Genomic DNA, 24,464 nt, shown 5'->3' with positions numbered 1-24,464 from the left:
AAACAGAAAACACGGCAGTGTTTTCTCGTTGGTTTTGCTTACTTTTGCCAAAAGTAAGGCCCCTTTGATTGCAATCAAAGGCGGGGGATTAAAAAAAATTTTAGGTTATCTTATATTGCCGGACAACTTGTCGATAGTTATTTATTTTTTCCATCATATAATCAATTTCTTGCTGAGAGTATTTATCTAAGCTTTTTCCTTTGGGAATGTAATACCTAATTAAGCGGTGCATATTTTCTATTGAACCTTTTTGTCATGAACTATATGGTTGACATTTAAATAGTCTTTCAGTTGGAATTACCTGGTGCAATAAGACATTTTCACTACCATTATCAACTGTTAATGTTTTAATGTCTAAGTTATGTTTCTTGATTAGTTTGATAAGAGTTTGTTTGATAGCTTTGGAGTTGCGTTTTGAGAGCATAGCATAAGACATTCTGGTTTGCCGTTCAATTATCGTCACAATACAATATGTATCATTGATTTTACCAATAACGGTGTCTAATTCAAAATGGCCGTGTTCAGAGCGATCATTAATATAAGCTGGACGTTTTGAAATTTCTGTAGCATATTTTAATGTTTTAGGTTTGGTTTGTTTTTTCTTCCTTATGCCATATTTGCCTTCAGATTTTTTAACAATGTGGTCAAATTCAAGGAAATAAGGGTATTTTTTGATTATTTTATAAATTGTACTAGGCGAAGGAGCAAATTCATCAGGGGATAATTTTTTAAAAGAATTCACAAGATAGGTAACTGATTTCTTAACTTCTTTTTGCTGCAAATTCTTTTTATTTCTATTTTTATTGTATGTATTAAGCTCGCTATACCAATATTTTTTGTAGGCCTTTCATTTCTCTTTAATTGTATCACTTACAAAAAAGAGTCGCGAAAATGAATAACCTAATAAATGTTCGTATAGTTTAGTAAAATTAAGGGTTTTAACCCGCATTACTCTTTTTGAACACTTAGGACAAACATAGCGATTTTGTTTATCTAAACTAAGTGGTCTGCGATTTGTAATAATTTTAATTTTGCTTTTTATACTTCGAATGTCTCTGTTAAAAATCTTGGCTACTTCTTGGATTGAGAAGCCTTCAGAAAATTCTTGTAAAATATTATAAAGTTGCTCTAGATGATTTGATCTGATCGTAATTTTCGATGCGACTCAAGAGCTCCTTGCATTTTCAAGATAGTATTATGATTCTCTTCGATTTTAAAATGTTGATATTTATTTTCTTTTCGATATTTGTCAAAAACACAAATATATTTTTCTAAATTTTTCATATAATTTTAAGGTCTTAAAGCCGGACAGAAAAGTTAACATGTAAATGTTAGCTTTTCTGTTACCATTCGTTGGTACCAATGAAGAATTTTTTTGAAAGGATAAATTATGTCAAGACATTTAAAGAAAGAAGAATTTGCAAAAATATATGAAGAATATCAAAAATTAGGTTTCCCAGGTGCTTTCCAAGCTATTTACCAAATATCACCAGAAACAAAAAACTTACAAAGAAATAGTGTAAAAGTTAGAATTAATAAAATAATTAAGTATTATAATTTAGGTATGGAAGACTTATTGCAGACAAAGAAAGGTGAAAGCCGTAAAAAAGGAAGCAGCAAACCTAAGACGAAAAGAGAACCAAATTGAGATATTTTTGATCGTGATGATTTGTTACAAATAGCTAAAAGATATTATGAAATTACCAACGAATTACCTAAAAGTAAGAAAGTTATTGAATCTAAAAGTTTTAGTATAAGTTATGTTAAGCTTGCAGAAGTTTTTGGCATTTCTAGACAAACAATTTCTAAAACTCAAAATATTAAAATTGCACAAAAACTCCCTAAATATAGTGATGTAATCGAAAAATCGTTCGCAGAAACAAAGTCAAGATATGGAAGGTTAAAACTAAGTGTTTACATATCTAAAAAATACAAAATAGATATAAACGAACGTTCATTAGGGAGATATATGAACCTTTTAGGCCTAAAATGTAAGCTTAGACAAAAATCAAAACGAAAAGAAATTAAAAATCTATCTACTCAGATTGATAACTTCGTAAATCGTGATTATAATGATCAAAACAATCGAAATATTTATGCAACTGATGTTTCATATATAAAAGCGCCAAAAGATGTGTTAGAATCACACGTTTATTTGTCTGCAATTTTGTCTCATAAAACTAAACAAATTGTTGGTTTTAAATTATCAAAAAGTAATAATCTAGAACTAGTTTTAGACAATTTAAATTCATTAAAGCAATACAAATCCAAAAATTTTATCATTCACTCAGATCATGGCTTTCAATATACACATCATCAATATATCAAAGAAGTTAAAAATCTTGGTGGGATTATTTCGTTATCAAGAGTGGGAAATTCTCTTGATAATCGAGAAATTGAATATTGGTTTGGAATCATTAAAACTGAATTATTAAATGATTTAGATTATTCAAAAATAACATTTAATGAACTTAATGATATGATACAAGAATATGTAATTTGGTACAACAATGACCGAATTCAATCAAACTTAAACTGAAAAACTCCACAGCAATTTGCTATGGAATTATAAATAACTAAAATGTTAAATTTTGCTGTCCATGTTTATCTCCTTTATTTTTTGAAAAATTATTAATACAACTATTTTATTACAAGGCAGACAAAAACAATGTCACATGCAAAAAAACTTGCATGTGACATTTCCATTTAATAAATATTTATAACTTAGATTGACGAATGGTAAAAGCAACAAAGTTTACTTTGTTGCTTTTACTAATATTATTTATAATACTTTCAAAACATTTAGTTATTTTATTCAATCATATTCTATTTTTAAATTAATTTCATTTGAATCTGTTACTTTTGTCTTATTGAGTATAAGAAAATAACTTCTATATCAACTATTAGAACCTATTGCTTTATCATTAATTCAATTACTAGAATCAGAAATTCAAAAATATTTCTTCATTTTATAGTTTTTAGTTCATTCTAATCAAAGAGTATTTGTAACATAATCATATTTATAATTTTTTATATCCCATCCTATTTTCCTGCGATCACCCCGACTTGGCATTGATGGACTATAATAATTATTTAATAAAATTAAATCATGTGTTTCAAAATTGATGTTATCTAATAATTCTTTAAATTCTTTAATAATAAAATCTTCATTTGGATATGAATGAATTTCAGCACTAACACGTCTAAACAAGTTTATAAAATCTTGTTTTGTTTTAAAAATATATGTAGTATTTTTAAAATTATTACTTGAATAAACTCATGGTGAGTTTTGGTTGTTCTCGTCAAGTCGAACATCCATGTTACTATATTTCCATGGTTCATAATAATCATATTCACTTTTTATAGTTAACGGGCGAATGGGATCTTTTATAAATAAACTTGGATACCCCGATTCTAAAGTTAGAAGTGTTCTATCTTTATTCCAATAAGAACTACCACCTTTTTCACTGTCTTTTTGCCATTGATTATGTTCAATTCGATATCAAGCATATAATGATGTTGATATTATTAAAACAGAAGAACCTAAAAATAAAAGTGCATACTTAAGACTTTTTCTCATTTTTCAAACCATTATTAGTTATTGTCTTCCTTAACATATGTAATTGCTACTTGAACAGGGTTTGTGTTTTTTGAATATCTATATGCCTCAAATCTATAAAAACCTGAATTCGGAACAGTGAATTCAACAACTTCAATATTTTTATTACCAGATGAAGAGGAAGCGATTAAGTTACCGGATGTATCTTTAATTAGAAAATCTATATCTGTTTTGTCGTTGGTGCCATTATATAAAAATGCTAAAGAAGCACGAATTTTATCACATTTAGATAAATATACCTGGCGGGAATTTTTTGATAAATCCTTATATTTATTTGATATAAATAAATTACTTATATTAATATCTGGAAACTTTTTTACTTCAAATATTAATTTCTCTGATATATGTCTGTTTTTATGTATAAAACTAAAAGAAGTTGGTAAAGATACAAATGCAAGCCCAAACATGCTATAATAAATTTTAGATTTAACTTTTTTCATTATTTTGGTACTCCTTAATTGTTCATTTATTTAATACAAAAAAATTATAACATGTATATAATGCATTAGAAATAATTTATAAAAATTCAAATAATATAACTTTAAGTTAATCATAATCTTTATAATTTAAAATTCACTAGTAAACCTTATAATAAAAAAAATGAATTCTTAAATATAGGAAACCATAAAATAGACTAAAATTAATTTAAGGATTTATGCCTATATCAAAAGCTTCAGCCTAAACACAGACAGCAAAATTTAGACAAGGACTAACTATTCGGGAAAAATAAATCCCGACAAAAAAGCTAACATTTTCGTGTTAACTTTTTTGTCGGGATTTAAGATTAAATTAATTGAATTAATAATGCTTTTTATATTCTAGGTTATATCAATTCGATATCTTAGTATAAAAACCTAGGAAATCTCAAGGACCAGTTCCATTGATTCGTTCTAAATTCAATTCATTTATTATTATTTGTGCATTTTTATTAATTGAGAAAACTTCTCAATTATATTTAGCAGGCATAACTGTTGGGCGATGCAAATCGTTAATATTTTTAATAACATTTAAAGTTACTTTATCGTTATCATAAAATGGAATTAAATATTCCTCTTCTCCATAGTTTGAGTATTCAATAAAGGGTTTAATGTAAATATCTTTCAGTTTCAAAACTTCATAAACATCTTGGTTATTTAAGTATAATCTTTCAAATAATGCTTTAATTTGTGCATCTTCATTAAAGTCATTTTGATTATTTAACTCTTTAAATCGTTTAATAATTTTATTATTAAATTCTTCCTTGCTAGATATTTTAATAAAAGAATTATATGAGTACTCGTAATCAGAATTAAAATAATTTAAATTAAATGTTGTGTTGTTTTCTTGCTTTCTAGGTTCTTTTATATATTCTACATTATCACCATTAGTTTCCACCCAATCTTCAGGGGCAAATACTTTAAATTTAGAAAAACTTTGATTTGCTGGGAGAATTAATTTATATATCTTATTAACTTCTTTTATAGCATCTTCTTCAGTTAAAGGTTCTGAGCAGGAGAAGGTTAACAATGGGGAAATTGATATTATTGATCCAAATAATATTTTTTTAATGTTTTTCATAAAATATGTTTCCTTTCAAATATTTGTTTCAGTTAATGTGTGGTAATATTTTTTTCTGATTTACAACACATAAATTATATAATAAATTTTATATTATTACGTTCAATATATGATAGATATATCATACTTCATAATTTATTTTTTATAAACTTAATCAATTAAAAAAATGTAAACAAAAAGTTTAGAAAATAAACTTGTAAATTTACTATGACAGTTTTTATGTCATATATAGCTAAAATATTAGTAGTAAAAAATCAAGCCAAATAGGCTTGATTTTAAAAATTATTTATCAATTTTAATTTTTACACTTGGTCCCATTGAAGCAGAAACTGTTAAGTTCAACATATAAGTCCCTTTAACTGCAGCAGGTTTTAGTTTCTTGATTAAAGAAATAAGAACCTTTGCATTTTCTGCTAATGCTTGTGTTGACATTGACTGTTTACCAATTAATGAGTGGACAATACCTGCTTTATCTGTACGGTAGTTTGCTTTACCTTTTTTAAGTTCTTCAACTGCTTTTTCAGGAGTTGGTGTAACTGTACCAGTTTTAGGGTTAGGCATTAAACCTTTAGGTCCTAGTTTTTTACCATATTTTCCTAATAAAGGCATCATAGCAGGATCAGCAACCATTACATCAAAATCAAATTCATCTTCTTTTATTTTTTGTTCAAGGGCTGGTCCATCAACTACAATATCTGCGCCTGCTTCTTTAGCCGCTTTTGATTTTTCAGGGCTATTTGTCGCAACTAAAACTCTAATTGTTTTACCTGTACCATTTGGTAATAATACAGATCCACGAAGTTGTTGATCAGCTTTACGTACATCAAGGTTTAAGTTAAATGCTAAATCAATTGAAGCATCAAATTTTGCATATGAAGTTTTTTTAGCTAATTCTATTGCTTCTTCTAAATCATAAGCAACAGTTCTATCAAATTGCTCACGAGCATTTTTGAGATTTTTAGATAAATGTTTAGCCATTATTCAACTCCTTCATTAGCTTTTTCTTCATCACTAATAGTTGTAACTTCAATACCTTGTCCTTTAGTTTCGGCTAAGTTTGCCAAGTCAGCTTCTAAAGCCGCGGCTTTCAATTCAGCAAGTGCGGCTGATTTGGCAGCAGCTTTTGCTTTAAAAATATCATCATAACCTTCAACTAAAACACCCATTTGTTTTGCTGTACCAGCAATTGTAGCCATTGCAGCATCAATATCATTTGTGTTTAAGTCAGGTAATTTATATTCAGCAATTTCTCTAAGTTGATCTTTAGAAATTGTAGCAACAATAGTAGTTTTAGCATTTTTTGACCCTTGTTGAATCTTAGCAGCTTGTTTAATTTTGTATGATGCAGGCGCTGTGAATAATTTAAATTCAAATGTCTTATCTTTGTAAACAGTAATTAAGACAGGAACTGGTTCATCACCTCTGTCTCTGGTTGCATCGTTAAATGCTTTAGTAAATTCTGGCATGTTAACACCTACACCAGCAAGAGCTGGCCCAGGCTTTGCTTTTCCAGCTAGGAATTGCAATTTAGCAACACGTTGTATTTCTTTTTTTGCCATGTTTGTATCCTTTCGATATTGTGGTCTAGCGATATTTTGATATCTCCCACTAGTAAGAGGCAATAACTTAAATATTGCTTTTCTATTATAATAAAAAAAATAATTTTGAAAAGTTATTTTTGTTTGTTTTTTTGGTGTTTTTCGACAGAATACTAAATTAAAAACAACCAAAATAATATATAAAAAAAACCTTTCAAGCTTATTTTACTTTTCCAAAATATTGAAAGGTTTTTAGTTTGTTTAATTACCTTTAGCTTCTTGTAAAAATCAAGGCAAATCAACTTCAGCAGGTTTTTTAAGATGTCATCTTAAAATTTGAGCTGCTACTGAATTTGTGTTTTTAATACTTAAAGCTTCTTGGCCAGGTTTATTAACTCCTAAATAGTTATAAGCAGATGTTTCATAGTTTCAAGCTAATAATTCAGTTAAAGGAACTCCAGAATTAATTGTTGAAATATATGAATTATTTGGTCCTAAAATTCCCGTGCCAGAATTTCCTGAATTAAAGAATGATTGCACATAACCATTTTGTCTAAATAAACTTATTACACTTGAGCTAGTTTGCGCTCGATTAACAAAGTATCCAGCTTGTTTTCCATATGGAAAACCGTTAATAGCAAATTGTTTGACATTTGGTCCAAATTGGACTCCATCTTCAGAACCAAAATAGTTCATATCCATATTTGGTAATTTATATCAATTTTCAAATCATGCAACTAAGTCAAATTTTCCTTCTTTACGAGCCGCTTCAATTAAAGGCTTGATATCTACCGCAAAGACTGTTATGTCAACTTGCATACCAGTTGCTTTTTCGCCTTTTTCATTAATTTGGTCAACACCTGATCAAATTACTTCAATAGGTACTTCATTAGCAACATTTAAGCCGCTTCAATATGAAAATCCATCATCAACATCATTCCCAAAATTATTAGATGCTTTGGTTAAATAACTACTTTGTTGTTTTTTACCTAAATTCTCACCTTCAACTTCGCTAAAGTTTGAAATATGTTGCACGTGGTTATTAGTTATAACGTAAAATCTTCCATCTAAAGGATCTTTAGATACCTTAGCTAACATAGTTGCTGAACCACGATTATACGCAAAGCTACGAGCCTTTACATTATCAACAAGGTCAATTCCTTCTCAAGAACTATGCATATATTCTTGGTCTAGTTTATAACCTTCGTGTAATTTATAACTAACATTTTGGTTTGGGTTATATTCATTTGATTTAATTATTTCTTCTGAGTTATAGAATAAAATTGGTTGATTTTCTTGAGTATAATCTAACTTTTGGTAGTTAAATTGATTTGTTTCTAAAATACTAAAAGTTTCTTTTTGAAGTGAGTTGGTATATTTTATTGTTACATTAGCCCCAGCTGTATTAATTAAAAAGGCTTTGTTTTTATCAAAATTACCAAATTTAGAACTATCTAATGTTTCTTTATAAGTAATAGCTTCTTTATATGGATTAGCTACTAATATTTTATATTGATTATCATCAACAGTAACCTTAAAAATAACACCTTTACCAGCTTCATACTTGGCACTTAAAGTATAGTTAAATTGTGGATAATTGCCACCACTTAATTTTGAATATAATTTCGTTTGCCGTGAAACTGATAAAGTTTGACCTGCAAATAGTTGCTCAAAGTCAAATTCATAAGGGGTATGTTTATAAGTTTCTTCACCTTCACCACTAATTCTTTTTAACCTATGATCATCTTGAATTAATTGGTTAGCAAATAATGTGACTATTAATTTTCTTTGAGTTGCATTATTTGCTAACAGAGTTTTTGAGATATATTTTTCAGCTAAAGTCCATGATGCTGAATTAGTTTTAGCATCATAAGTTCAGAGCAGATCTTCAAAATATGGTTCAATTTCCCTAGTTCTAGTTATGCTTGAACTTGAGTTGAAAACTGTTTGCAATGTTGTGGTTTTAAAAGTTAAGTTTTCTTTAGTTGTAGTTCCTGATCTAAAACCTGTTATTTTATATCAAGTATTAGCAACGTATGATAAATTAGTAGTCGGATTTGTAACTTTAAACTTAACATAAACTGAATTATTATCACCTGGCTTTACTTCTTCAATGCTAAATTGATCTTTGCTAAGAGTAAAGTTTTTATAGGTTTGATTATTTTTTACACTGACATAAGATTTTAAAGAAGTTTTATCTTTACTAATAAATTCTTGTGCTGATAATGAACTAATGTTAGTAATTGTTAAATCATCATAAGTTAAAGCATTTACTATTATTTCAGGATATAAGTTTTCTTTATAATCATTTCTAAGGTTTTTAAGAGTAATAACCTTAGAAGAATTAGTATATCTTTTAGTAGTATCAGTTTTGTTAATAAATCCTAGTTTAAAACTTAGTTCATTTGAATTATTACTTACAACATCGTAATAATAAACAAAGTAATTTTTTTGGATTTCAGTTAAGTTTATTGAATTACTTTGATCACTTGTATTAGCAATGCTTGCTGTAGAAGATCATAAACTTTCTTGTTGCTTACTATTTTCAATTTTCTTATCATCTGATGCTTGTGTTTTACTTGGATTTTTAAATTCATTATTTTTTGAACTATCTTCACTTGTTGCATTTGCTTTTAATTTAAGTAAATAATTAAGTTTATTAGCGGCATTTTGAGTTACGATATCTTTTGGATCTATAATTGCATAATTTGTATTGTTAGCTACGTTAGCTTTACGTAATTCAAAGTTAGTTGAATTAATTTGATCAATAATACTTTTATGATTTTGATCAATATTAGCAGCACCAAAATCTGATGCAGTGAATCAACTATTAGAATTAGCAGGTTTAACGTCTAAATATGTTAAAGGTTTAAAGTATTTAATTGTTTTAGAGTATTCTGAAAGACTTTGATAATTGACTAAAAATCTGTTAGAAGTTTTATCAACCACAGTTCCATTTTCTTTAATTCAGAATTTAACTTTTGCACTTCCTCCAACACTAGAATCTACAAAGTTTTTAGATTCAGTTAATTCATCAGCATATATTTGGAATTTACCTGCTTTTGGTAATTCATAATATTCATTAAATGCATTAACTGCATCTTTAGAATTAACTTGATTATGAGTTTTCTTCGGATCTTTAACCTTTGTTAATTCTAAAATTTTGGAAGCATCCTCTTTAGTCTCTGTTTTAATTAAATTTAATAAATAATTAAAATCATTTTGATCTTGGTTAGTTGATTTATCATTTTTTTCATTTGCTAATTCAACATCAATAATTTGTTCTTTATCACCTTGTTTAACTTTAAATTTAAAAATAGCAACATCTTTATTAGAATCATTAACATGGAAAATATCAGTTTCATTATAGTTAATTAATTCTCAATTTGCTCCTCAAGGAACATTAACTGTAAAGATTTGTTTTAGTTGATTTTCTTTAATTTTTGCATGAACTTGTTTGATTTCATCTGGTGTTAAAGCATTTTGGTTATTGTTATTTTTTACAGTTGGATTAACTAAATTAACTTGTGATTTAAGTTCTTTATTTTTTAAACTTTCGATTTTGTCCTTTTCAGTATTGAAAATATCAAGAGCAAATCACGTTAAAATATTAGAAGATTTTTGTGATACAAAAAATAGATACCTTTTTGAAAAATTAGGATCATTAGTAGGTAATTGTCATGATCCAGGCTCTTTATAGAATTTTTGTTGCTTGAATCAATCGCTTGGGGTTATACTTACCCCTTTTAACCATTCTTCTTTAAAAGTAACATTATTTTGAGTTGATAATTTCAAAGTTTTAGCAACTCTTTCGTTAACTAAAAATTCCAGTTCTGCTGCTACTTTAGAATTTTCATATTTGAAACTTCCTGCCTTAAATCTAAATTTAAAATAGTTATGCAAAATATTATTTTTGGCATTAAAGTTTTCTTTAATGTTAGCTTCACTAGCACTTAAATCACTTTGGTAATAATTTTTTAAATTTTCATAGTTTACAGTGAAAATTTCATCTAAATTAGTGTAATTAAGTAAATTTAATTTAGTATTAAAATCATTAGTAAAAGTATACGTTTTTTCTACATCGGTTACTAGCGATGCTTCGCTTGTACTTTTAGCTGTATAAACAAAGGTGAGTTGGTTAATATTACTTTCAACAGTTTTAATTGCTTTTAAAGTTAAAGTTGCTCCTTCAACTTTTGGATTAGCTAAAAAGAGGCTTTTGTTTTGTTCAGTAATATTTACACTGTATACTTCACTAGCTAAATTATATCTTGTTAAATTCTCAGATAATTGAGGTGTAAGCTTACTTTCAATATCTGTTTTAAATTGTTGAATTTCAGCACTTGAAGCATTACCGTTTAAATTACTTTGAGCTTCAGATAAATTATTTAAAATGTTGTTAATAGAATTAATATTTGAAGCTGAATTAACGTATTCAGCTTTATTAATCAATAAGTTATTTCCTAATAAATTTGATGCTTCTGATAAATATCTATCAAAATCAGTTTTATTAGAAGCATTATTGTATTTACTTGTGGCTTTAACTTTATTAGCTTCATTAATTGCAGCTAAAATATCTGTAACTTTATTATTGTATAAATTAGCATTGTTTTTTGTTTCATTAATTAATGATTCAATATTTAAAGTATCAATATAAGTTCCAAATGCATTTTTAAGTTCATTACTTAAATTATTTAAACTATTAATATTTGTTTTAGCTTGAGTTCTTAAATTATTTAAATTCTCCTCGTTTTGAGAATTTTTACTAATTTCGTTAGCTTGATTAATAAAAGTATCTAATTGGCTAACCAAGTTAGGATCAGATAATTTAGCATTATTAATAAATTCTCCATTGTAATATGAACTTACTGAATTAATAAAATCATTAGTTGCTGCATCTTTATTAGTTTTAGCCACAAAAGCTTTATAAATAGTTTTTAAACTTAAAGCTTTTGTATTAATAGATGAATATTTATTAATAGACTTTAATAAATTATTATTGGTTTTATAATCATTAACTGCTTCTAAATTTAATAAAGAAGTTTTAACTTCAGAATTAAAAATTGAATTTTCTTGGTTAAAAATCTTAACTATTTCATTAAAATCATTTAAGATTTTTTCACCATTTGCCTTAAAAATTACAAAACTAGTTTCAAGCTCTTGAAGTTTTGGTAATTCATTTGTTAAATTTGTTAAAATTTCTTGGTTGTTTGAACTAATTAAAGTAATACTATTTTGATATTGAGTAAGTAATGAATTATAGTTTTTGTCTAAAACTTTTTCTAAAAAGTTTTGATATTCACTTGGATAATTTTTTGTTTGATAAGCAGAAGAATTACTATTAATAGTTAATAAGGTATTAACAAAGTTCGTTAAGGTGTCAACACTAACTTCTTGCAGGTATGTTTCATTATTTAAGATAGTATCAAATATTGAAATAACACCAGTTGGTAAACTAGCTGCGCTTTGTTTAATAGCATTAATTTTGTCTTGTTTAACACTTAATTCATTTTGTTTTCTAGGTTCATTTGGTTTATTTGGATCGCTTGGACTAGGGTTTGGATTTTGTATTTTATTGTTTTGAGTCTCTTTAAGTTCGCGTATTTTTTCACTTAATTGATCTAATAATGCTTTTTGACTTGTTAAAGCAGTTTTAATATCTGAATTTAAATTATTATAATCATTTAAAGCAGCATTTAATTTAGATTCATCTGTTAGGGCAGCATTACTTGGAATTTTAGCTAGAATTTCTGCATGAGTAGTTGTAAAGTTCTTTACACTGCCTTGAATTGGGTCAATTGGATTTGCAGGCTTTTCTGGGCCTTTATTACACGCAATAGCGGCAACAGAACCAAGTGGTAAAGCTATAATATTTGTTAATAATATAAATGTTTTCTTTGTTTTTTTCATATAGTCAATTCCTTTCTTTGTTTGAATTTATATTTTAAAAATAATAAACATTCCAGAAAATGAAATATTTACTATAAATATATTATATAATATATTTGTGAAATCACAACAAACTATAATTAATTTCATAAATAATATTAAAGCACCAACAGTTTTTGAAAATGAGTTATACAAAATTTTAAAAAATTTTATTAATTATTTTAATTTACATGACAAGCAAACAATTATTTTAGATGTCTCACTTGTTTCACGCAATGAAATTAAAAAATTGAATAAAACATATCGTAATAAAGACTATATTACTGATATCTTATCATTTGATTTCCGCGATCAAGAATTATATGATAAATTGCCATTACTACACTTAGGAGAATTGGTGATTTGTTGAGATCGAGTAAAGCGCCAGGCAATTAAATTTAATCATTCTCTAAAACGAGAATTTTGTTACTTATTTACCCATGGGCTGGTACATTTATTTGGTTATGATCATGAAGAAGAAAACGAAAGAATCGAAATGAACAAAATTGTTGATGCTATATTTAACCCATTAAATATTACACGTGAAGGATAACAATATTATGAACATTGAAAAATTAAGATATTTATTAACTAAATCGTATGCACCATATTCAAATTTCCAAGTAGCCGCTATTGCTATTGATGAATTAGGCAATGAATACCCTGGCGTTAACGTTGAAAATGCTGCTTACCCGTCTGGTTTATGTGCTGAGCGCAGTGCCTTATTTGGCTCAGTTGCTTACGGAGCAAAAGTTGGGAGTTTCAAAGAGATACACATTATTTCTAAAAAAGAAGATGAAATAAGTCCTTGTGCTGGGTGTCGCCAAGTAATGAGCGAATTTATGCCGCAAGATGCATTAATTTACCAATATTCAAATGATGGGCAAAAAGTGCGCATAAACAAATTATCTGAATTAGTTCCATTTCCAATTACACCAAAAGATATTAAATAATGAAAATTTGTTTTGCTAGTATTTTAGGAAGGCCAAATGTTGGTAAGAGCAGTTTAGTAAATGCAATTGTTGGCTATGATATTGCAATTGTAACAGATACTGCCCAAACAACAAGGGACCAAATAACTGGTATTTATACTGATGAAGATTTCCAACTTATTTTTACTGATACTCCTGGAATTCATAAAGCCGAAAATAAACTTGGTGAAAGTTTAAATAAATCTGCTTACGAGTCAATTAAAAATGTGGATGTAGTTTTATTTTTAAGCCCAGCTGACGAAAAAATTGGCAAAGGTGATAAATTAATTTTAGAAAAAATTACTAATCAAACGCATAAAATTGCAGTTATTTCTAAAGTCAATAAAATTAAAGGAAATCCAGAATTATTAACATCCAAAATATCTGAATTACAAGCATATAACTTTGATTACATTGTATCTACTGATATAAGTAATAAAAATTCAATAAATTATTTACTTAAATTAATTAAAGATAATTTTGCCTATGAAGATACTTTGCAATATGATCCAGATTACATTACAGATAAATCTATACGTTTTATAGCTAAAGAAATCATAAGGGAAAGTGCCATTAATTTACTGTATGAAGAATTGCCTCATTCAATAGCAGTTGAAGTAACAGAATTTAATGAATCAGATCCTGAACATATTTATATTGATGCATATATTTATGTTAAAAAAGATTCACAAAAAGGTATGCTAATTGGTAAAAATGCGTCTAAAATTAAACAAATAAGCCAAAATGCAAGACATAAAATAGCACACCAATTGCAAACCAAAGTTACCTTAACATTAAAAGTTAAAGTAGCCAAAAAATGAAATGATAATGAACAACAATTATCAAAATTTGGATATTAAAAGATAACTTAAAAGCCATATGTATTTACATACATATGGCTTTTATTATTAGTGGTTTACATTGTTTAAATTATTTTGATTTAGTATTATATGGGATTTTCTTATCTTGTTCTTTTTCATACCTAGCATTAAAACCAGCATCTTTTATTGATTGAAATAAACTAGTTTCGCCCTCTTGAACAATAATAACACTATATTCATCAAAAATACCTTCATTATATTTTAATAAATTTCTTAGCTCAGCTATTCCATTATAATTTAGCCGCTCATAATTATTTGGTTTTTCTACAACTATCCTAATTTCCTTAGTTGCTTTAGCGTTACTAAAAGTAATTTTAGTTGGTACATTATTAAAATTATCACCGACTAGAATATCACTAAATTGACCTTTATTCATATCTTGAGCAGAAATTGTTCAAATAGATTGATTGTTATAGAGTTTAATTTTGTTTAAATTTCTTTCATTACCATTTCGATCTTTAAGTTCTAAACCTGCTAAGTTTTTTATGCTTGGTACATTAGAAAAATCAAGACCAAGTGGTCATGATGCAACAAAATTACGACTATTATTATCCTTAAGACTATAAGTTCGATTTAATCCTTGGAAGAATTTTTCATTATTTCTGGTTCAATAAAACATTTTTAAAGCCTTGTTCACTTTATATAAGTCAAATTCACCAGCAATATAAACATCTTCTTCATCAAATGATAAGTTGTCAAATTTAATCACATCATATGATCTAGTTTTATTAGTATTGTCATTTAGATTTAAATTTTTGACTTTAGTTAAAACAAGCGGGTTGATTGATCAATTTTCAATATTGGATCCAGTATTTAAACCTGGCTCAGTGTAAAAGTTTAATTCTTTAATTTCCTTATCTTTTAACTTTTTCATTACATTTGTATTAGTTGAAGCAAAAAATAATTCTAATAAAGGTAATTTATCAGGTAGTGCATCAAAGATTTCATCCATATTTTGATTACGGTTACTTTTACCAATATTTTTAATACGGTAACCAGTTACTTTATATTTAGGATCATTGTTTAACTTGGAAATAAAAGCCTTAGCATTTTGGTATGCATTTTGCTGCGAAACATCTATTTCAATGATAATAGCATATTGATATTGATTATCAACTTGTTTAATAGTTTTATATTTAGTTGCACTAATTCCATCTACATTACCAATTAAACTTCGATATCCATTTGATTCAAGTTCATATTTAATATCTTGAATACTTCAATTTTTCTGGTAATTTTGTAAACTGAAATAATCTAGCCTGTGTTGCTCAACATCTAGTGTATCAAAACCAAGAATGTTATTTTCATCACTAGTATAATTAGAGTTTTGGTAACTTGGAGTTTGTGTATCTGTATTTGGATTATTTGGTTCTGGATTTTTATCACTTTGTTGTGAACCTTGATTTGCTTGTTTTAAACTTATTATTTTTTTATTTAAATTATCAAGAAGCTTAATTTCTGCTTGCAAGTTACTTTTGGTCTCGCTATCTAAGCTATAATATGCATTTACAGCATTTTTAACTTTAGTTTCATCATCTATTGTAATGTTGTTAGTATTTTTACGTAAGACCTCAGCATGAGCATTTTTATAATTATTCACTTTAGTATTAATATTTTTTTGGTTTTGTTCAACACGTTTTAAATCAGTTATTGTATCTTGTAAATTTAATAATATATTATAGTAATAATCTAATTTACTTTTAATGTTATTACTTAAGGATTGATAATCACTAAGTGCAGAATTTAATCTTGCTTCATCAGCTAGAGATACATTGCTAACAGTCTTATTCAAAATAACATTATGAATATTTCTAAAATTATTTATTTGGCGATTTTCTAAACTAACTATTTCTTTTAAAAGGGAATCTAAGTGGTTTTTTTGTGATTGCAATTTAGTTTTAACTTCTTTGCTTAAATTACTATACTCATTGATTGCACTTCTTACTATTTGTGCATCAGCTATGCTAATATTATCAACATTTTTATCTAAAACGGTTTTATGAGCATTTTTATAATTAGTTTCTTCTTGAGTTTGTTGTTGTATGTTAAGTAAATTATTATTTATAGTATTATTTAGTAATACATCAACACCTTTTTTAAATTCTGGGTCTTTTAAACTAATTTTAAAAGCTTCTCGCATAGCTTCTTTTTGCTCACTAGTAATAAGGTGTTTTGAATCTGCAAAAAGTTTGTCAAAATATTTTTCGAATTGTTCATCTTCAGGAGAAGAACATGATACTACAGATAAAGTTGTTACACTTGTAAAGGTAGTTAAAAGTATTATTTTTTTTAATTTCATGGTTTGTTTCCTTTATTTAATTTATTATGTTATTTGTAATTAACTTATTATAATATATATATATATATATATATATATATATATATAACTAAAAAGTATAAAAACTTGTAATATTGATTTGACTAGATAAGAATATAAAAATTAAAAGTTAAAAAAACTTGACTATAATTAGTCTGGTTTATTAATTTAATATTTTATTACGTTGTAATTAGCTACTTAACTATATTTTTGAAAATAAATACTATGATTTAAACATGGACAGCAAAATTTAACATTTTAGTTATTTATAATTCCATAGCAAATTGCTGTGGAGTTTTTCAGTTTAAGTTTGATTGAATTCGGTCATTGTTGTACCAAATTACATATTCTTGTATCATATCATTAAGTTCATTAAATGTTATTTTTGAATAATCTAAATCATTTAATAATTCAGTTTTAATGATTCCAAACCAATATTCAATTTCTCGATTATCAAGAGAATTTCCCACTCTTGATAACGAAATAATCCCACCAAGATTTTTAACTTCTTTGATATATTGATGATGTGTATATTGAAAGCCATGATCTGAGTGAATGATAAAATTTTTGGATTTGTATTGCTTTAATGAATTTAAATTGTCTAAAACTAGTTCTAGATTATTACTTTTTGATAATTTAAAACCAACAATTTGTTTAGTTTTATGAGACAAAATTGCAGACAAATAAACGTGTGATTCTAACACATCTTTTGGCGCTTTTATATATGAAACATCAGTTGCATAAATATTTCGATTGTTTTGATCATTATAATCACGATTTACGAAGTTATCAATCTGAGTAGATAGATTTTTAATTTCTTTTCGTTTTGATTTTTGTCTAAGCTTACATTTTAGGCCTAAAAGGTTCATATATCTCCCTAATGAACGTTCGTTTATATCTATTTTGTATTTTTTAGATATGTAAACACTTAGTTTTAACCTTCCATATCTTGACTTTGTTTCTGCGAACGATTTTTCGATTACATCACTATATTTAGGGAGTTTTTGTGCAATTTTAATATTTTGAGTTTTAGAAATTGTTTGTCTAGAAATGCCAAAAACTTCTGCAAGCTTAACATAACTTATACTAAAACTTTTAGATTCAATAACTTTCTTACTTTTAGGTAATTCGTTGGTAATTTCATAATATCTTTTAGCTATTTGTAACAAATCATCACGATCAAAAATATCTCAATTTGGTTCTCTTTTCGTCTTAGGTTTGCCGCTTCCTTTTTTACGGCTTTCACCTTTCTTTGTCTGCAATAAGTCTTCCATACCTAAATTATAATACTTAATTATTTTATTAATTCTAACTTTTACACTATTTCTTTGTAAGTTTTTTGTTTCTGGTGATATTTGGTAAATAGCTTGGAAAGCACCTGGGAAACCTAATTTTTGATATTCTTCATATATTTTTGCAAATTCTTCTTTCTTTAAATGTCTTGACATAATTTATCCTTTCAAAAAAATTCTTCGTTGGTACCAACGAATGGTAACAGAAAAGCTAACATTTACATGTTAACTTTTCTGTCCGGCTTTAATTTTTGCAAATTTTGATTAAAACCCAAAAAAGTTTTGCATAAAAGATAATACTAATACATTAATTTTAGATAAACAACTAATGAATATTAAACACTAAGGTCTAATGCTTATTTTTTTCTGCTTGTAATGCTTCGTTAATATCAACTTCAATATTATTTTCTTTAAAAATTCTGTCGTAGAACATTATTACCGCATCTTTTTCATCCTTTTTTAAAGTACTAATTCAAGAATAATCAAGAACTTTCTTTTTCTTTTTGGTGGCAATTTTGTTAGTCTTAGGTGATTTCTTGTTTTGTTTTTTTATAATCATAATTAAATTATATAGTTTTAATTTATTCTTTTAGTTATTTATTAAAATATTTTTCTAATTTTGTGAAATATACTAAATTCTGCTTAAGATGTTAAAATTTAATATTTATTGTATTGCCTAAATTTTTTTAATTCTTCAGTTTTTTAAATATCATTTAATAATATCTTTCTTTTTAATAAAATATTCGTATGTTAAATCTGGACAGAAAAGTTAACGTGAAAATATCATCGTTTCTGTCCAGATTTATTTTGCTAAATATTTATTTTTTTAATTGTGGTTGTGGTTTATTTTAAAATTAATTATATACAAAGTCAATGTCTAACTCTTCTGCATTTTTAGCAGCTGATTTTGGAACAATTAAAAAATAGGTTTTATATCACTCATCATTTCCAAAAGCACCATGTGCTCCTCATTTAAAATCATTAGTGAATAAAAATTTACGAACTTTATCATTATACTCAAAATTTATTACAATTTTTTTATTATTTATATCCAAATTGTAGTCCGAAATATTCCAACCCAATTTTCGGTTATCAGATCAAGCTAATTTAAGACCTAAAAAATTATTTAACATTAATAAATCATGGGACTCAAAATTAATTTTGCTCAATAGTTCTGCATAGTCATTTAAGATAACTGTATCGCTAGTATAATAATTAGGTTGGTTCTTCTTTAATAAGTTGATAAAATCATCTTTGTTTTTAAATAGATAACTATTGCCTTGTATATTTTTTGTTTTTCATTTGGGGAATTTTTTATTATGCAAGTTATCATAAGTTAAGTTATTATAATACTTAAAAACATGATAAAATCCAAAACCAGAACCAGGAGTATACTCATTTATTTCAATATGTTCTAAATAATGCTTATCTTCATCAGCAATTCTATCTTTATCAATCGCAAAAACTTGTGGCGAACCACCTTCTTTTGTAAAAATACTACCATTAGAGTTCCAGAATGCATAATTATGGATTTTAGAATATTCTTCTTGTTTCTTCAAATCATTATAATGTATTAATAAAAGAGTTGTCGGAATACTAAGAATACTTAAACCCAAAAAACCAAACAAAGTATATTTTCAAAGTTTCCTTTTATTAGTTCTCTTTAACATATGTAATTACAGTCTCCACACTATTTCTGGTAGTTTTAGGTATATAGGCTTCTAGTGTGTATCATCCTGAAAAAGGAACAGTAAATTCAACAACTTCAATATTGTTAAATGAAGAATTTGAGGAATCTATGGTTATACCAATTTCATTTTTAACTTTAAAATCAACATCAGTTTTGTCATTTGTGCCATTATATAAAAAGGCTAGCGAAGCTCTGATTTTATCACCTTTATTAAAGTAAACTTTTCTAGTGTTAGTAGTAGGGTTATTTCCTTTTTTAGCATTTGGTAATACAATTAGAGATTGCAATGCATTTTCAATCTTATCATATTGAGGGATACCGAATCCAGTTTCAACTGTATAAAGATTACTGATACCTTTAGGTTTTCTTGATCCTGTAATAAGTGCAGATTTAAAGATAATTGAGTCTGAACCTAAATCAAAATAACTTTTATATTTTTGTTTTAACATAGCAGCTATACTGGTAACTACCGGAGCTGAAAAGCTAGTTCCAGAATTATCGTAGCCATATTCTATGTCCTCATAAATTGTTCTATCAGAGAATCAATAGTCTCCGCCAGGCGCGACAACTGATAAGTAGTTTTTGTAATTCCCAACTTGACTATAATCAGCACGCTTTTCGGGATTTGTATTTGAAGTGGCTCCTACAACAATACTATTCTTAGATAGAGCAAGAGCACTCATTTCTTTTTGTCTACGATAACCATTGCCAGATGCAACAACATTTATTAACTCAGGGTTGTTAAAAATTAAATTGTCTAAGTAATTATACAATCATTTCATGGTATCATCTGGATCATATGGATATCCCCAACTATTATTTACTAAATTAGTATATTTTAGTAAATAATTGAATTCACTTGAAAGGCCATTTCACTTCATATCAGCCTGAACAGATACTACAGTAACTGTTGGATTAATTCCTTTTGTACCAGCTATTAATTCAGAAACTTGGGTGGCATGTCTCGATGATTTTTCACTATAAAATCATACGTCTCTTCACCAAATACCATTTCCATATTTTCTATTTCAATCAAAAGCTTTTGAATGTGTCTCGGCTACCCCTAGTTCTAAAACACCTACATTTAATTTGTTGTTTATAAAACTATTGAAATGTCTTTCGCGTGTCTTTTTAGTTAGTCCTACAAATGAAAATAAATGATCATTATCAGATTCATTTTTAAAATTTACATAGTTGTATCTGCTTTCAGGTATTTGTAAATTTTCTTCACTATTATTATCAAGTTTGCTTTTTTCAAAATCTTCGTATTGAGTCTTTGTATTAAAATTATAAATATTGTTATAAGTAATTTTATTATCAATAAAATAATTAAGAACTTTATTAATTAAAATGTTCTTATTAATATTTTTTAAATAAGCGATGGATAAAACACCCGCAAATTCTTCATATTTAACTGGTATATCGTTACCAACATTTTCCTTTATAAATTTTATAACCTCAGATTGTTGAACATTGTTTAACTTTGTAAATATTTCTAACCTATTTACACCAAAATTTAACAAATGTTGCTCAGATCCTGTGCTTTGAACTTGTAAATATTGACTTTCTAAATTTATATTTTGTATTTTTAAATCTTCTGTTATACTATTATTTAAACTATTTACAGTATCGATTCCGTTTATGGCAACCATTGGAATTCCAGATGATGCTATAGACGAAATAATAAATATTTTTTTAAGTTTTTTTTGCATACATATATAACTCCTATTCATTAAGCATTATCAACTTTTTTGCCTTAAAAATTTAAGGCATTTTAATTATACAATTTTTTATATTTATAATAAAATTATATATATATATATATATAAAAGATATTTATAAACATATATACGGGGAAATATCATGAAATTACATAAATTTTTATTAGTGACAACTAACTTAGTTGCTATTTCGACAATTGCAGCTGTATCTTGTAATGAAAAGCAACCTGCTAAAAGAGTATTTAATTTTAAAAATGTTAGTGAAATTACAGTAACTCAAACAAGTGCTGAATTCGCATTTAAAATAACTAACATGCAAGGAAATGACCAACTTAATGTAAAAATTAATGATATTGTTCATAATTTTACAGTTTCAAGTTTAAGTAAACCAGCTGATAATCAATATAAAATTACTATTACTGGCTTAACAAAAGGAACTACATATTTATTAGATACCATTAAGGTAAACAATGACACATCGTTTAATGTTAAACTTCCATTTACAACCTTAACTGATGCAGTAACTGTAAATCCACCTATTGAAAATAGAGAACAAGAAGACTCAGTAAATCCTAATCCACCAAGTAAAGATAATCCGCCTTCTAATCCAGGAACTAGTGATCCGGAAATAGAAGATCCTGGAAATAATGTAAAACAACCAAAAGACAAAAAACTTAGCAATAGTACTGATAATTTACCAAGTGGTTCAGATAATTCAGAAAAAGTGGAACAACAACCTACACCACCTACTAATATTGGATCAGATGCACAAGAAGGTTCAAAACCAAATGATAATAAATCCGGGGGTAAGACCCAAGCTAGTAATAGCGATTCAACTAATACTAATCAAATTAATACTGAAAAAGAAAGAATTAATGAAAATAAAGCAACTGGTGACAACACCATTGATAATAATGCATATAAGGGCCAAGAGGAATCAGAGGATCCTTCTAAATTAATACATGAAGCAAAACCACTAATTCCATTGCATAACTTTTTACCTATTTCAGAAAATGAAGTATTTTTAACTGCTAATATTACTAATGAAGAAAAACAACAATCCTTAACAAAACTAAATGAAAGCATTTATACAAGCCTTGATAAAGTAGAAGAAAAAACCAGGGGTAAACAACCCTTTCTTGAATATCTTGATCCTGAGACTGAACTTATCTTTCGAGAATATAGTTATACAAATGATGATGGAAAAACATATAATTATCTACTTGGTAAACAAGGTTTGCTAATGTTAGTTCATGAATTTAAACGTAAAATTCCTTATGGTCAAGAAATCAAAGATTTACAGGCACTTATCTTAAATGATTATAAAGCTATTGATGAAAATGCCAATGGATTATACATGCCTGATTCCCGCAGAATCTTCGTGAATGGTTTGGGGGCTCAAAATAAGCAATTTGATTTATATGAAATTATTGGTTTTTTAATGCCAACTATCTTCCATGAATACATGCACCACTGAGCAAGTATTTATGCTGAAATTGGACTAATCGAAGATCCTAAAATAGATGTGAAAAATAAAGTAGCAAAAGACTTAAACAAACGCCAAACGACAGAAATATATTATAATCCTCCACAAAATAATACAAATGATGGACATTCACACGGAGCAAGACAATTTTGAAACTCATATTTTACCGCTAATTTTTATAGTTTATTAAATTATGATATAGATAAAAAAGGTTATATTAATCCAGAGATATTGAAAAAGTTTGGTATTCCTGATGAAATAAAAGATTATTTACTTTTCCAAAATTTATCTGTAAATGACCTTTGGCGTTTAGCAAATGAATTAGAAACTCCAAACCATTTAAAAAATTATCCAACTTCTGAAACTCCACTATTCTTTTCACCCCGTGGTTCATTTTACACATACACCCCAAGATTAAAATATACCTTTTCCTTAACTGAATTAGTGCCTCGCGAATACACTAAGTATGCTTATGAATCATACTTTTCTATTAATGATCAAAATAAATCATATCTGAATGAAGAAACCAAACCAAATTCAGTGAATTGGTTTGGTGCTTGATATTTCAATATAGATTCTAGTGGTTATGTTTCTGGTTCTTTTTCACCATCAGGGAATGCTGAAGATTGATCCCATACTTATTTGAACAATTTTGATTCACCAATCAGGCAAGGTTGATTTCAAAACGGTGAAGGTGTTAATCTTTACGATAATTCTCCTAAGTTTAATGCCACTGCTATGCCTAATTCTATATTTGATATTAATAAATTTAGGTATTTAAATGAGATAAATCAAATCACTGAATTACCAGCTGAAAAAACTAAAAATAGAGCTAATGAATTTTATAAATTATTCTTAGAAACCATGGGACATGCTAAAACAATAAGTCAAATTTATACTTATAGTGAAACCTCAAATAGCGAACAAGGCTTAGAAATGACAAGTACTAGCTACCCTACATTGCTTAGATTTAGTGGTTTTATTGACTCTAGTAAAAAAGTAGATGGTTTAGTTTTAAAAACAAATGATCAGATTTATAACCAGGTTAAATTTGACTATAGCAATGCTTTTAACTTTTTTGGTAAGTCTAATTATGATGAAGGTGCTTCTCTTTATGAAATAGCAGATGATCAAAATTTAAAAATTACAAAAGACCGCCAAACTCAAATTAATAAACGTATTTATCCTGATGATGTTGGATATAGTGCAAATTATTTAAGTTATATAACTAAAGAATTTATTGATGTTAAAGATAATTCAACTATCCATTTATGAATTGATAAGGATAATGATGGTAAAGCAACCAATGATGAATTAATTGAGCAAGAAATAACTCTCCCAACTCAAAGAGCAGTAACAACTCAAAGGGCTACTAATGCTACTTATAGCAAATTTGAAAAATTCTTAATTCAAAGTGAAAATGGATTAACTACTTTGAAACAAATTAAGCAATAATAGATATTA

General features: G+C 26.9%; 18 protein-coding genes. 5 read left to right on the top strand and 13 right to left on the bottom strand.

The genetic code is table 4. The features are described 5' to 3' along the window. Positions 1-100: 100 nt before the first annotated feature. Together AC0B4N_RS02800 and AC0B4N_RS02795 are read right to left on the bottom strand one after the other, a co-directional pair. Complete coding sequence (locus AC0B4N_RS02800; RefSeq protein ID WP_465102344.1) at positions 101-949, bottom strand: IS30 family transposase; 849 nt, start codon at positions 947-949, stop codon at positions 101-103. A gap of 179 nt (positions 950-1,128) precedes the next feature. Further along, the gene (locus AC0B4N_RS02795) at positions 1,129-1,284 is read right to left on the bottom strand and encodes a hypothetical protein (RefSeq protein WP_465102343.1); all 156 of its coding nucleotides are present in this window, start codon (positions 1,282-1,284) and stop codon (positions 1,129-1,131) included. Between the two features lie 106 nt (positions 1,285-1,390). On the opposite strand from AC0B4N_RS02795, the gene AC0B4N_RS02790 reads away from it, so the two are divergent. Beyond that, the gene (locus tag AC0B4N_RS02790; protein WP_465102342.1) at positions 1,391-2,572 is read left to right on the top strand and encodes an IS3 family transposase; all 1,182 of its coding nucleotides are present in this window, start codon (positions 1,391-1,393) and stop codon (positions 2,570-2,572) included. Positions 2,573-2,806: 234 nt separating this feature from the next. On the opposite strand, the gene AC0B4N_RS02785 is transcribed toward AC0B4N_RS02790, so the two are convergent. The 6 genes from AC0B4N_RS02785 to AC0B4N_RS02760 form a co-directional block, all read right to left on the bottom strand. After that, a complete protein-coding gene (locus tag AC0B4N_RS02785) occupies positions 2,807-3,592 on the bottom strand; it encodes a hypothetical protein (RefSeq protein ID WP_465102341.1) in 786 nt (261 codons plus the stop codon). Between the two features lie 2 nt (positions 3,593-3,594). Further along, positions 3,595-4,059 (bottom strand): hypothetical protein, encoded by a 465-nt coding sequence (locus AC0B4N_RS02780; protein WP_465102340.1) that lies wholly within the window; start codon positions 4,057-4,059, stop codon positions 3,595-3,597. Between the two features lie 358 nt (positions 4,060-4,417). Further along, positions 4,418-5,176 carry a hypothetical protein gene (locus AC0B4N_RS02775; protein WP_465102339.1) on the bottom strand — a complete coding sequence of 253 codons (759 nt, stop codon included), beginning with the start codon at positions 5,174-5,176 and terminating at the stop codon, positions 4,418-4,420. A 282-nt stretch (positions 5,177-5,458) separates the two neighbouring features. Then, positions 5,459-6,154 (bottom strand): 50S ribosomal protein L1, encoded by a 696-nt coding sequence (gene rplA / locus AC0B4N_RS02770; RefSeq protein WP_465102338.1) that lies wholly within the window; start codon positions 6,152-6,154, stop codon positions 5,459-5,461. Further along, entirely contained in the window at positions 6,154-6,735 is a 582-nt protein-coding gene (rplK, locus tag AC0B4N_RS02765) for a 50S ribosomal protein L11 (protein ID WP_465102337.1), read from the bottom strand. The genes rplA and rplK overlap by 1 nt, the downstream gene beginning before the upstream one ends. 240 nt (positions 6,736-6,975) lie before the next feature. Continuing rightward, positions 6,976-12,624: an MGA_1079 family surface serine endopeptidase gene (locus AC0B4N_RS02760; RefSeq protein WP_465102336.1), complete on the bottom strand. Its 5,649-nt coding sequence runs from the start codon at positions 12,622-12,624 to the stop codon at positions 6,976-6,978. Between the two features lie 97 nt (positions 12,625-12,721). Here AC0B4N_RS02760 and ybeY point away from each other — a divergent pair, with 97 nt between their 5' ends. The 3 genes from ybeY to era are packed head-to-tail and all read left to right on the top strand — an operon-like array spanning position 12,722 to position 14,473. Beyond that, positions 12,722-13,195 carry an rRNA maturation RNase YbeY gene (gene ybeY / locus AC0B4N_RS02755; RefSeq protein WP_465102335.1) on the top strand — a complete coding sequence of 158 codons (474 nt, stop codon included), beginning with the start codon at positions 12,722-12,724 and terminating at the stop codon, positions 13,193-13,195. A gap of 7 nt (positions 13,196-13,202) precedes the next feature. After that, complete coding sequence (cdd, locus tag AC0B4N_RS02750) at positions 13,203-13,595, top strand: cytidine deaminase (RefSeq protein ID WP_465102334.1); 393 nt, start codon at positions 13,203-13,205, stop codon at positions 13,593-13,595. Further along, entirely contained in the window at positions 13,595-14,473 is an 879-nt protein-coding gene (era, locus tag AC0B4N_RS02745; protein WP_465102333.1) for a GTPase Era, read from the top strand. Before cdd ends, era begins: the two co-directional genes overlap by 1 nt. Before the next feature lie 70 nt (positions 14,474-14,543). Here era and AC0B4N_RS02740 read toward each other — a convergent pair whose 3' ends face one another. The 5 genes from AC0B4N_RS02740 to AC0B4N_RS02720 all read right to left on the bottom strand — a co-directional run bounded on the left by AC0B4N_RS02740 (position 14,544) and on the right by AC0B4N_RS02720 (position 21,505). Then, entirely contained in the window at positions 14,544-16,793 is a 2,250-nt protein-coding gene (locus AC0B4N_RS02740) for a putative immunoglobulin-blocking virulence protein (protein WP_465102332.1), read from the bottom strand. A 284-nt stretch (positions 16,794-17,077) separates the two neighbouring features. Next, complete coding sequence (locus tag AC0B4N_RS02735; protein ID WP_465102331.1) at positions 17,078-18,259, bottom strand: IS3 family transposase; 1,182 nt, start codon at positions 18,257-18,259, stop codon at positions 17,078-17,080. A gap of 193 nt (positions 18,260-18,452) precedes the next feature. Beyond that, the gene (locus AC0B4N_RS02730) at positions 18,453-18,662 is read right to left on the bottom strand and encodes a hypothetical protein (protein WP_465101515.1); all 210 of its coding nucleotides are present in this window, start codon (positions 18,660-18,662) and stop codon (positions 18,453-18,455) included. 295 nt (positions 18,663-18,957) lie between these two features. After that, positions 18,958-19,773 (bottom strand): hypothetical protein, encoded by an 816-nt coding sequence (locus tag AC0B4N_RS02725; protein WP_465102330.1) that lies wholly within the window; start codon positions 19,771-19,773, stop codon positions 18,958-18,960. Beyond that, positions 19,757-21,505, bottom strand: a complete 1,749-nt coding sequence (locus AC0B4N_RS02720) for a S8 family serine peptidase (RefSeq protein ID WP_465102329.1) — start codon at positions 21,503-21,505, stop codon at positions 19,757-19,759. The genes AC0B4N_RS02725 and AC0B4N_RS02720 overlap by 17 nt, the downstream gene beginning before the upstream one ends. A 151-nt stretch (positions 21,506-21,656) precedes the next feature. Here AC0B4N_RS02720 and AC0B4N_RS02715 point away from each other — a divergent pair, with 151 nt between their 5' ends. Further along, positions 21,657-24,455, top strand: a complete 2,799-nt coding sequence (locus tag AC0B4N_RS02715) for an MYPU_1760 family metalloprotease (protein ID WP_465102328.1) — start codon at positions 21,657-21,659, stop codon at positions 24,453-24,455. Positions 24,456-24,464: the final 9 nt, after the last annotated feature.

This window comes from Mycoplasma sp. 13536 (assembly GCF_055523495.1).
Note: the sequence above shows the minus strand (reverse complement) of the source record. Positions and strands in the feature narration are given on the sequence as shown.